This window comes from Jiella pacifica, from assembly GCF_010500815.1.
In the GTDB taxonomy this organism is placed as follows: domain Bacteria; phylum Pseudomonadota; class Alphaproteobacteria; order Rhizobiales; family Rhizobiaceae; genus Jiella; species Jiella pacifica.
Map to the genome: position 1 here is coordinate 194,671 of NZ_JAAAMG010000007.1, position 11,011 is coordinate 205,681.

Here is an 11,011-nt window from a genome sequence, read left to right on the forward strand (position 1 = left end):
CTTGCCGGCCGGCGCCTGCCTCAGAACTTCGCCTTCAGCGTCAACATGGCGTTGCGCTCCTCGCCGTAGAAATTGAACACCGAGGTCGAGCCGACGCGGGCATAGTATTTCTCATCGAAGAGGTTGTTGATCCGGAGCTTCGCCGAGAAATTCTCGTTGAACGCGTAGCCGAGCTGCAGATCGACGACCTCGTAGCCCGGCGCCTCGATGGTCGTCGAACCGCTGACCGCCGAGAAGTCGCTGTAGATCTTGATGCCGCCGCCGATCGACAGGCCGTCCCACCAGGCATCGGCCTCGCGGAAGGTGTAGTCGGTCCAGATCTGCACCTGGTGCTCGGGCGTATAGGGGCTGAAGACGGAACCGGCGCCGCTGCCGTTCAGATACTCCGTCTCGGTATAGGTGTAGCCGGCCTGAAGCTGCCAGTTCGCCAGCAATTCGCCGGCGATCTCCATCTCGACGCCCCTCGCCTCGACCTCACCGAGAGCGACGTAGTCGCCGTTGGTGTCCTGCTGGGCCCGGTTCTCGTCGGTCAGATGGAAATAGGCCACCGTCCCGTTGAGCGCGCCGCCGAAGAACTCGCCCTTGAAGCCGACTTCGTACTGGTCGCCCTGCCGCGGATCCAGGAGATCGCCATTGGCGTCGAAATAGGTCTGCGGCTGGAAGATCTCGGTATAGCTGGCATAGGCCGAGATCTGGTCGCTGAGATCGACAACCGCCCCGAGATAGGGGGTGAAGTGGCCGTCGATCTGGATCTCGTCCTGCGTGGCGCCGGTGAGGAGGTTCTCGGTCGAGGAATCGTACCAGCTGACGCGCCCGCCGCCGATCAGCGTGACGCGCTCGATCGGCTTGACGCGCAGCTGCCCGTAGAGGCCGGTCTGGTGCTGGTCGCTGTCGGTCTGGCCGGTGTAGTTGACGGTCGGCTCGGGAGTGGACGAGGCGTCCCAGTCGTAGAGGTTGCGGGTTCCGGCGACCAGGCCGGAGGCCGAGAGCAGCGTCGTGTCGATCTTGCGATAGTCGGCGCCGAAAAGCACGTTGTGCTCCTGGCCGAACAGCGTGAAGGGCTTGGAAACGAAGGCGTCGAGGGCCAGCGACTGCTCGTCGAAGTCGCGGCCGATCCAGCGGATGCCGTTGACGTTGCCGTCCTGATCGGCGGCGCTGCCCGCCCAGCCATAGAGGAAGTCGGCGTGGCGGTCGGAATAGCGCATCGCCACCCGGGCGTGGCCGCCGTCCTCGAACCTGTGCTCGACCTCGGCCAGGTAGTCGGTGACCTCGTTGTCGAACTGGTTCCAGTCCGCGCCGGTATAGGTCGAGCGGTCCAGATCGATCAGCGACCCGTCGGCATAGGTCGGCAGGCCGTTGAAGGGCGTGATGTCGCGCTCGAGATGGCTGATGGTGAAGGTTGCCGTGGTCTTTTCGGTCACGTCGATCGACACGGTGCCGTAGGCGACGGCGTTCTCGTTGTCGACGACGTCGACCATGTTGTCGCCGTCCTGATAGGCGCCGACGATGCGGCCGCGGATGGTGCCGGCCTCGTTGAGCGGCCCGCCGACGTCGAGTTCGGTGCGCTTGGTGTCCCAGGTGCCGTACTGGCCTTCGATGTAGCCGCGCCAGACTTCTGGCGCCTTCTTCAGCGCCATGTTGATGGTGCCGGCCGGCTCGCCGGTGCCGCCGAAGAGGCCGGATGGGCCCCTGAGGATCTCGATGTGATCGACGATGGCGAGATCGGGCTGGGTGCCGTAGACGCTCGAAAGCGGCGCCGGCAGCCCGTCAAAATAGAGCGAATCGAACTCGAAGCCGCGGGAGAAGATGCTGGAGCGGCCGTCATCGTTGTTGAGGACGACGATGCCCGGCGTCTCGCGAAGCGCGGTGTCGAGAGAGGTGTAGTCCCCGTCCTCGATGCGCTGCCTTGTGAGGACGGTCGTCGACTGCGGAATTTCGCGCGGCGGCCGCGCTTCCTTCTCGCCGACGCTGATCAGGTCGGTGGCGTAGGAGTTCGTCCCTTCCGTCTCGTAGCTCGCCCCATCGACGATGACGGTGTCGAGCTCGATGGTCGACCCGGCGCTCTGGGCGAAGCTCTGCCCGCCGGAGGAGATCGTCGCCATCGCGCTCGTCGCCGCGAGCACCTGGAACAGCCTGGCGCGGTTCATCCGCGGCTTGAGATTGAAGCTCATCATAAACCCCTCGAACTCCGAGCGGCGCCTCCCCCCGAGAGGGACTTGCGCCGACACACATAAACCTGTCATTTCAGGTCAAGTTTTACGAAGAGGCCGGAACGAGAGCCAGCGCGCCGCTTCTGCGGAGCTGTCAAAGACGTTTGCGGCGGGTGCACCAAGCGCGGCATCGGCAATCATGGCAGGAATGTGTTGCCCGTCCGACACGCAAAGCCGGGCGCTGCATTTGCCCCAGCGCCTGTCGTCCCGAACCGACCGACCATGGATGATGAACATGAAGGGAATGGCGTGAGCGCCGCATTCGATCTTGCCGAGGAGACCATCGCCGCGAGCCGGATCGCCGACGCCTCGGCGATCGTCGGCCGCAAGTTCGTTTGGCTGCGCGGCGGGACTGGCGATGACGGCGCCGCGCTGAAGGGCCAGTATCGGCTGACGGAGCTGAGGCCCGGTCTCGTCCTCCATTCCTCCGACACCACCGAGCTGACCGACCTCGACACAAGGATCGAGCAGCGCTCGGGCGTCACCTTCTACCTGTTCCTGAAAGGCGCCGTCGACGCGACCATCGACGGCCGCCCGATCATGCCGGCAAGCGAAGGCGACGGCCACACCGTCCGTGCCGCGGTGATGGTCCGCACTCGCCCGACGATGTTTTCCCGCAGATCCCGCCGCGGCGAGCATCTGCGCAAGGTCAACGTCACCGTCTCCCACGAATGGCTCGCCGACTGCGGCCTTTCCGATCCGAAACACGCGCCGGTCGTCGCCGAATTCTGCCGCACGCATCTGGCGCGCCACGGCTGGCGGCCCGGCGCCAGCATGATCGCCATCGGCGAGCAGATCCTCAGGCCGCCCTCCTACGAGCCCGCCTTGCAGAAGCTCTATCTGGAAAGCCGCGCGCTGGAACTCGTCGCCGAAGGACTCGGCCAGTTGAACATGCGGCCGGCCTGCTGGGCGACCGGCCATGTCGGCTCGCGCGACCTGCACCGGATGCGCCGGATCGAGGACTATCTGCGGGAACTTCCCAATCCTTCCCCCAGCCTCGACGAGATCGCCGCAGCCACCGGCGCCAGCGTCAGCACGCTGCAGCGCCTGTTCCACAGCGTCCACGGGATGAGCGCCTTCGACTACGTCCGCCGGCGCAACCTCAACCGCGCCCGCCGGGCCATCGAGCAGCAGGGCCTGAGCGTCGCGGAGGCCGCGCACATGGCCGGCTATCGCAGCGCCTCCAACTTCTCCACGGCCTTCAAGCGGCATTTCGGCATCTCGCCGGGAAGCGTGCGGTAGGCAGCCGCCCGACCGACTGCCCGACTTAGAACGGCGGTGTCCGGCGCCCGCACGGCTCAGGGCCTTTGCCGCCGGCGCATTTCGATCTATCGCTTCGCCCACTCGAAAAGGGCGCAGGCATGCAGGAACGACACGAGCTGAGCTTTGGCGGACGGGCCTATCGCGTCTTCGTCCGTCCGATCGGCGAACCTCCCGAGGCGGGCTGGCCGACGGCGCTGATCCTCGATGCGGACCAGTTCTTCGAGCGGGCGATCGACATCGCCGAGGCCGAGGCGTCGCCGCGCCTTCTCGTCGGCATCGGCCTGCCGGAAACCGATGTCGCGGCGCGGATCGCTCGGCGCTACTTCGAGCTGACCGACCATGCGGCGGCCGGCGCGATCCCGCTGAGACCCGGCCAGGAAACCCCACAGACCGGCGGCGAGCTGCTGTTCGCCGGCTTCTTGCGATGGCGGCTACTGCCCTGGCTGGACGAGTGGTTTCCGTTGGCGGCCGGGCGCATGTCGCTGTTCGGCCATTCGCTCGCCGGCCTCTTCGTGCTGCGGGCGTTTTTGCGCCGGGAGCTTCCGATCGCCGATTTCCTCGCCGCCGACCCGTCCGTCTGGTGGAACCGTCACCGGGTTCTGGCGGAGCTCGACGAATTTCTGGGCAGTTTCCCCGATCAGCCAAGGGGGGACCATCGCAGGCTGACGATTCTTACCGCCGGCCGCAAGGACGGGCGGCCGAGTTTGGCAAAGGCCGAGCGGGACACGATCGGCGCGGTCCGCGGCGGGCCGAATGGCCTGGACTTTGGTGCACGCCTCGCCGATGCCGGCCATCGCGATGTCAGCGCCGTTTCCATGCGCGAGGAAACCCACGGCTCGATCGTCGGCCCGGCACTGGAACGCTTCTTCGCCCTCACCGCCGAGGACAGAAGCGCCGCCAGCCCTTGAGCAACTGATCCACGGAATCCTGAGCGAGAGACGCCTCGCCGCGCTCGTGCCGGCGTGCGGCGGCAAAGGCTAAATATTGACAGTGTATGTCCAGTTTTGCCATGTCGACAACGGCAGCCGAGCCCTGCGCGTCCGATTCCGACGGTGGGTTCATGGCAGAAAGGACCGACGATGCTCGCAATCTCCCGCCATGTCCGCGCCCTCTGCGGCCCTGCCGCTTTCCCTATTTCGACGTTGCCACTGGCCCTCGCCGCAGCGCTTTTCGCGGTCAATGTTGCCGACGCGCAGGACCGGGTCGGCGAGACGGTCACCGTCGAGACCGCGACCGGAACGCAGACCGTCCCTCACGATCCCCAGACGATCGTCGTCTATGACCTCGCTACCCTCGATACCCTCGATGCCCTCGGCGTCGACGTCGCGGCAGCGCCGGCAGCGCCCTATCCGGACTATCTGTCGAAATATGCGGGCGACGACGTGGAGAAGGTGGGATCGCTGTTCGAGGCAGATCTCGAGGCGGTCGCCGCGCTCGAGCCGGACCTGATCATCACCGGCGGACGCTCCGCCAGCCAGACCGAGGCGCTGTCTCAAGTCGCGCCGACGATCGACATGACGGTCGACCAGGACGATTTTCTCGATTCCGCGCTCGCCCGCGCCCGAGCGCTCGGAACCATCTTCGACAAACAGGCCCTCGTCGACCAGCGCATCGCCAGGCTCACGAGTTCGATCGCCGAGGTGAAGACCCGCGCCGCCGGCCAGGGCAAGGGCCTGATCGTGCTCACCACCAGCAACCGGATGAGCGCCTTCGGACCCGGTTCGCGCTTCGGCATCCTCCACGGCGCCTTCGGCCTGCCGCCCGCCGACACCGGCCTCGACACCTCCAATCACGGCGAGGCTGTCTCGTTCGAATACATCGCCCGGACGAACCCCGACTGGCTGTTCGTCATCGACCGTGACGCGGCGATCGGCCAAGGCTCCGCCGCCGCGATGCTGGAGAACGAACTCGTCGAGAATACCAAGGCCTGGAAGAGCGGCCACGTCGTCTATCTCGATCCGGCCACCTGGTATCTGTCGAGCGCCGGGCTGACGGCTCTCCAGCGCAATGTCGACCAGTTGTCCGAAGCCTTCGCGAAGGCCGAATGAGCCATATCCGGCAAGCATGGTGAGACGGGCGGACCGGACCGGCGGCGCACCTTCGCCTCGACGGAAAAGAGACGTCGCCACGCCATGACCGATCGCCGCCTTCTCAGCCTCGGTCTTCTCGGCCTTGCGGCGCTTTTCGTCGTCAGCCTCTTCGTCGGCGCCGGCGATCTCTCGCTCGCCACGATCCTGAACGGCCAGCTCGACGGCGATGCGTTGCGCCTTCTCCTCGTCAGCCGCGTTCCCCGGTCGGCGGCCGCGCTGCTCGCGGGCGCCAGCCTCGCCGTCGCCGGCCTGTTGATGCAGATGCTCTCCTCCAACCGCTTCGTCGAACCCTCGACCGTCGGAACGACGGAGGCCGCCGGGCTCGGCATGGTGGTCGTCACGCTGCTCCTCCCGGGCGCTCCGGTCTTCGCCAAGATGCTCGCCGCCGCCGGCTTCGCGCTCGCCGGGACCTTCGTCTTCATTGCCCTCATTCGCCGACTGCGACTGAAGAGCGGCCTGATGGTACCCCTGGTCGGGCTGATTCTGGCGGGCATCATCCAGGCCATGGCCCATTTCATCGCCTATCGGGCGGACCTCCTGCAGTCGCTGGGCGCCTGGAGCAGCGGCGACTTCTCGATGGTCCTGAAAGGCCGCTACGAACTTCTGTGGATCGGTCTCGCCCTCGGTGCCGTCGCTCTTTTCGCGGCCGATCGCTTCACCCTCGCCGGCCTCGGCCGCGACGTCAGCGTCAATCTCGGCCTCGCCTATGAGCGGGTGGTGGCGTTCGGGCTGGTGATCGTCTCGCTGATCGCCGCCGTCACGGTGGCGACCATCGGCGCCATTCCCTTCGTCGGCCTCGTCGTGCCCAATCTCGTCACCATGGCGATGGGCGACAACGGCCGGCGGATCGTTCCCGTCGTCGCGATCTCGGGGGCCGGGCTGGTGCTCGGCTGCGACGTCCTCGGCCGCATCCTGCGCTACCCCTACGAGATCCCCGTCGGCGTCATCATGGGAGTGGCAGGCTCGGTGATCTTCCTGGCGCTGCTCGCTCGCCGCAGGCCCGCCCATGGCTGACGTCGCCGGAAATCATGTGTCGGCCGCGGCCGAGGACCCGGCCCAGGTGGCCCCAAAGCGTGCTGCGCGACAACACTCGCTGCGGATGCTGGCGTTCCTCGCTGTCCTCGCCCTCTTCAGCTGCGCCCTCTTCATGACCCTCGGCGCGCGCGGCAACTGGTCCTTCGTCCTGCCGTTCCGCGCACCGAAGCTCGCCGCGATGATCGTCGTCGGCCATGCCATCGCGCTGTCGACGGTGATCTTCCAGACGCTGTCCGGCAATCGCATCCTTACCCCCTCGATCATGGGCTTCGACGCGCTCTACGCGCTGATCCAGACGCTGATGGTGGTCGTGGCGGGAACCGCCTTCGTCACCGCCGCCGATCCGATGGCGCTGTTCTTCGCCCAGACCGCCGTGATGATCCTCTTCGCCCTCGGTCTTTATGGCAGCCTCATCGGGCGCGGCGCGCGCGATCTCCTCCGGCTGCTCCTCGTCGGCGTCATCCTCGGCGTCCTGTTCCGGTCCCTTGCCGGCTTCCTGCAGCGGCTGATCGATCCGAATGCCTTCGTGGTCCTGCAGGACCGGCTCTATGCGAGCTTCAACGGCATCGAGACCGATCTCCTCGCCGTCGCCGTCGTGGCGATCGGCCTCGTCACTTTCGCCTTCTGGCGGCTCCTGCCGCAGCTCGACGTACTCGCCCTCGGCCGCGACACCGCCATCTCCCTCGGCGTCGACCCCGTCCGGCTGACGCAGCTGAGCCTCGGCCTCGTCGCCGTCCTCGTCTCGGTCTCGACCGCGCTGGTCGGGCCGGTCACCTTCTTCGGCCTTCTGGTGGCGAGCCTCGCCGTGGCGCTGGTCGGCTCGCGCCGCCATGCGGAAACTCTGATCGCCGCCTCGCTGATCGCCGTCATCTGTCTCGTCGGCGGCCAGACGATCCTCGAGCGGGTCCTCGGCTTCGACACGGCGCTCGGCATCATCATCGAATTCCTGGGCGGGATCGTCTTTCTCGCCATCGTCCTGAAACGTGGTATCCAATGATCGAAGCGGTGGCGCTCACCAAGCTCTACGGCGACAGCCGCGTCGTCGACGGGGCCTCGCTGACCCTCGACGCGCCCGGCGTGACAGCGATCATCGGGCCGAACGGCGCGGGCAAGTCGACCCTCCTGTCGATGATCGCCCGGCTCCTGCCGATCGACGAGGGAAAGGCCTTCGTCGACGGGCTCGACGTGACGAGAGCCAAAGGCGACGAGCTGGCGCGGCGGATCTCGGTCCTCAGGCAGGAGAACGGCCTCTTGGCCCGCCTCACCGTCCGCGACCTCATCGGCTTCGGCCGGTTTCCCCATTCGAAGGGCCGGCTGACCGCAAACGATCACGTAAAGATCACAGAGGCCCTCGCCTTCCTCGATCTGGAGCCGCTCGCCGAGCGCTTCCTGGACGAACTCTCCGGCGGTCAGCGCCAGCGCGCCTTCGTCGCCATGGTTCTGGCGCAGGACACCAAGGCGATCCTTCTCGACGAACCGCTCAACAATCTCGACATCCGCCATGCCGTCTCGATGATGCGGCTCGTCCGCCGGGCGGCGGACGAACTCGGCAAGATCGTCGTCGTCGTCCTCCACGACATCAATTTCGCCAGTGCCTACGCCGACCGGATCGTCGCCATGCGCGAGGGCCGGATCGTCGTCGACGGGCCGGTCGAAGCGGTGGTCAGCGAGGAAACGATCGAGGCGGTGTTCGGCCTGCCCGTCCTGGTGCGCGAGATAGAGGGCCAGCGGACCTGCCTGTTCCGGCGATAAATTGGCCGGGCCGGATTGGTCAGGCGGAATCGGCCGTCACGATCCAGTCGTCGCGGAAGGCGAAGACCTGCATCTCTTCGCCGAAGCCGCGCAGCGGATAGGAGCCGAGATCTTCGAGCCCAAGCCGACACTCCGCCATGTCGGCAAAGGCCTTTGACACCAGGACCGGCCGCTTGACCAGCTTGGTGAGGTTTTCGAGGCGCGAGGCGGCGTTGACCGCCGGGCCGATGACGGTGAAGTCCAGCCGCCGCCGCGAACCGATGTTGCCATACATCACGTCGCCCACATGGATGCCGACACCATAGTGCAATTCGTCGCGATCCTCGGCCAGCCGCTCGGCATTCAGCCGGTCCATCGCCTGCCGCGCTTCGGCGACTGACCGGAGCAGGTCATGGCAGGCGCTCGGCCGATCGAGCGGAAAGATCGCCAGGAGCCCGTCGCCGATGAACTTCAGGATCTCGCCGCCATGACGTTCTATCGGCTCGCAGATCGCATCGAAATAGCTGTTCAGGAGCTCGATCACGTCGTCGCGGGGCCAGAGATCGGAAATGTGGGTGAATTCCCTGAGGTCGCAGACCATGATCGCCGCCGCAACCGTCGAGCCGCTGCCGCGGGTGATCGCTCCGGCGAGGATCGCTTCGCTGGCATGGGGGCCGACATAGGTCTCGAGAAGCGTCCGGGCGAGGCGGTTCTTCAGCCGGATCTCGCTGACCAGGGAGAGGACCGGCAGGAGATCGAACAGGAGCACCAGATCTTCGTCCGAAAAACCTCGAGGTGCGTCGCTCGCAAACGTCACGACATGTCGCCGGCCCAGCGTGTGCCGCAACGGCCAGGCGACGTAGTCGGTCAGCCCCTCCTCGCGCAGCTGCCCGAACAGGGACGAGCCGGCCGCGTCGGCATCGCCGGCCTTAAGGTCCCAGCGCACTTCGTCCTGGCCGTCATGCACCGCGGCGATGGGGCTGCCGGCATATCCGACCGTGTCGAGAGTGCCGTGCTCGAAGGTCGTCACCTCCGGCTGGCCGATCCCTTCTCGCCAGATGATGCGCGCGCCGAACCACTGCGGATTCTCGATGCGGAAGTGCAGCGTCGCCCGCGCCAATGGCAAACCGGCGCCGACGAGCCGGTCGCAAAGCTGTTGGAAAATGACGTCGATGAACCGCTCGTCGGATGTCCTTTGGACGAGCCAGTCGAGGATTTCGGTCCGGCGCGCGGGCCAGTTCCCGTCCTCAAGGACCTGCGGCCGCGCTACTGAGCGAATCTGCTCCATGGCAATTTCCTTCAGGGCCCGAAAATCAACGGGCCGGGATCGGTATAGGCCGTATGTCGCGGTGGCCGGGCTGGTCGCAGCAAGGGCGAATCCCGACCGACGGCCTTCGAGAATGGCCACTCACATACCAAGAGCCGAGGGGCGGCAAATCACGTTTTGCGGCAAGCGGGCTCCATCCCCCGCACCGCAGCAGAGCGGCTTCGTTCGGCCGCCCGCTTCGACGTCGACTTCAGCTGTTCCTGACCCGAGCGCGGCCGATGGCCGACCGGGCGCTCAGGGCGTCGACGGTCCAGCCGGTCGTTTGCAGTCCGCGCCACCGAGGGGGATGCCGGAAAGCACCCCCGCCAGATCGACGAGCGGAAGAAGGTCGTTGTCGGCGGCGAGGTCGCGACCATAGAGGGCCGACAGGAGGCGAGCCCCCGCCGCGTGCAGCGGGAGGTCCATTCCGAGCCATCGCCCGAGTTCGATCAGCGGCACGATGCCGAAGGGCACGTCCTCGGTGACGAAGCGGGTGTCGAGGGAGGTCGGGCCCGGGGGGCCCTTGCGCCTTGCATGGACGGCCGCGGCCATCTCGGCGATCGACAGGCCGGGTGCGAAGCCGAAGGTCAGCCGGTAATGCTCCTCGGCACTGCGCACCATGACGCCGCAATGTTCGGCAAGGCCGAGGCGCTCGGCGTCGAGCGCCTCGATCAGCCGGGCCACCGCCGGGGTGATGCCGTCGTAGTTGCCCCACCATTCCGCCTTTTCGATGCGGGTCAGGTTGCAGAGCGCGCTCGCCATGTGGATCGGCGGATTGAGATTGGAAAGGGCGATCGCGACGACGTCGTCGACGAGGCGAAAGCGCTCGCCGAACAGGTCCTTGCAGAGCGCCAGCGACGGAACACCGGCAGCGGCGGGAAGCACCGCCATTTCCAGCATGTCGCGCAGCCCGCCGATCGTCACCGCGTTCGGCCCGGTGCGCCGGCCGAGCAGTGCCGTGGTCGCCCAGGCGACGACGGGCGCGGCAATGCCGCGCTCCTGCAGCCGCATGGCGCAGTAGCTGGCCGAAAAGGAAAGCTGGGCGCTGACGATGACCGTCTGGCCGTCGCGCAGATGCGGGACGGCAGCGTCGATGACGGCGCGATGGCCATTGGCGGGAAGCGCCACGACGACGGCCGCCGCGTCGGCGACCGCCTCCTCGACGCCTTGCGCCACGTCTACCGCACGGTCGCCGTCGAGGATCCCGGACAGGCGGAGCGCCAGCCCCACGAGATCCTTCGTCCCGGCGCCGGAGGGCGACCAGACCACCGGTCTGTGGCCTCGCTCGGCGAGATGGGCGGCATAGCCGAGGGCGACGCCCCCCGCCCCGAGGATCGCGACCTTCACGACGCTACCTCCGGCTGGCAGCCCGGTTT

The 11,011-nt window shown here is 67.0% G+C and carries 9 protein-coding genes; 6 read left to right on the forward strand and 3 right to left on the reverse strand.

The window, feature by feature from the left end; translation table 11 throughout:
- Positions 1–20 precede the first annotated feature (20 nt).
- Positions 21–2,174, reverse strand: a complete 2,154-nt coding sequence (locus tag GTK09_RS10995; protein ID WP_163463202.1) for a TonB-dependent siderophore receptor — start codon at positions 2,172–2,174, stop codon at positions 21–23.
- A gap of 285 nt (positions 2,175–2,459) precedes the next feature.
- On the opposite strand from GTK09_RS10995, the gene GTK09_RS27985 reads away from it, so the two are divergent.
- The 6 genes from GTK09_RS27985 (at position 2,460) to GTK09_RS11025 (ending at position 8,350) form a co-directional block, all read left to right on the forward strand.
- Positions 2,460–3,452: a helix-turn-helix transcriptional regulator gene (locus tag GTK09_RS27985; protein ID WP_163463203.1), complete on the forward strand. Its 993-nt coding sequence runs from the start codon at positions 2,460–2,462 to the stop codon at positions 3,450–3,452.
- Positions 3,453–3,571: 119 nt separating this feature from the next.
- Positions 3,572–4,381 carry an alpha/beta hydrolase gene (locus tag GTK09_RS11005; protein ID WP_163463204.1) on the forward strand — a complete coding sequence of 270 codons (810 nt, stop codon included), beginning with the start codon at positions 3,572–3,574 and terminating at the stop codon, positions 4,379–4,381.
- Between the two features lie 171 nt (positions 4,382–4,552).
- Complete coding sequence (locus GTK09_RS11010) at positions 4,553–5,521, forward strand: siderophore ABC transporter substrate-binding protein (RefSeq protein ID WP_163463205.1); 969 nt, start codon at positions 4,553–4,555, stop codon at positions 5,519–5,521.
- An 84-nt stretch (positions 5,522–5,605) separates the two neighbouring features.
- Complete coding sequence (locus GTK09_RS11015; RefSeq protein WP_163463206.1) at positions 5,606–6,577, forward strand: ABC transporter permease; 972 nt, start codon at positions 5,606–5,608, stop codon at positions 6,575–6,577.
- Positions 6,578–6,662: 85 nt separating this feature from the next.
- Positions 6,663–7,595, forward strand: a complete 933-nt coding sequence (locus tag GTK09_RS11020; RefSeq protein ID WP_203560986.1) for an iron chelate uptake ABC transporter family permease subunit — start codon at positions 6,663–6,665, stop codon at positions 7,593–7,595.
- Positions 7,592–8,350 (forward strand): iron ABC transporter ATP-binding protein, encoded by a 759-nt coding sequence (locus GTK09_RS11025; RefSeq protein WP_163463208.1) that lies wholly within the window; start codon positions 7,592–7,594, stop codon positions 8,348–8,350. The genes GTK09_RS11020 and GTK09_RS11025 overlap by 4 nt, the downstream gene beginning before the upstream one ends.
- Positions 8,351–8,369: 19 nt before the next feature.
- Here the strand turns inward: GTK09_RS11025 and GTK09_RS11030 are convergent, their stop codons facing one another.
- Positions 8,370–9,617: an adenylate/guanylate cyclase domain-containing protein gene (locus GTK09_RS11030; protein WP_163463209.1), complete on the reverse strand. Its 1,248-nt coding sequence runs from the start codon at positions 9,615–9,617 to the stop codon at positions 8,370–8,372.
- 273 nt (positions 9,618–9,890) lie between these two features.
- The gene (locus GTK09_RS11035) at positions 9,891–10,982 is read right to left on the reverse strand and encodes an NAD/NADP octopine/nopaline dehydrogenase family protein (RefSeq protein ID WP_163463210.1); all 1,092 of its coding nucleotides are present in this window, start codon (positions 10,980–10,982) and stop codon (positions 9,891–9,893) included.
- Positions 10,983–11,011 lie beyond the last annotated feature (29 nt).

Coding starts and splice junctions, on each gene's coding strand:
- GTK09_RS11015 (WP_163463206.1), top strand. CDS start 5,606: ATGACCGATCGCCGCCTTCTCAGCCTCGGTCTTCTCGGCCTTGCGGCG.
- GTK09_RS11030 (WP_163463209.1), bottom strand. CDS start 9,617: ATGGAGCAGATTCGCTCAGTAGCGCGGCCGCAGGTCCTTGAGGACGGG.
- GTK09_RS11020 (WP_203560986.1), top strand. CDS start 6,663: ATGCTGGCGTTCCTCGCTGTCCTCGCCCTCTTCAGCTGCGCCCTCTTC.
- GTK09_RS10995 (WP_163463202.1), bottom strand. CDS start 2,174: ATGATGAGCTTCAATCTCAAGCCGCGGATGAACCGCGCCAGGCTGTTC.
- GTK09_RS11005 (WP_163463204.1), top strand. CDS start 3,572: ATGCAGGAACGACACGAGCTGAGCTTTGGCGGACGGGCCTATCGCGTC.
- GTK09_RS11025 (WP_163463208.1), top strand. CDS start 7,592: ATGATCGAAGCGGTGGCGCTCACCAAGCTCTACGGCGACAGCCGCGTC.
- GTK09_RS11010 (WP_163463205.1), top strand. CDS start 4,553: ATGCTCGCAATCTCCCGCCATGTCCGCGCCCTCTGCGGCCCTGCCGCT.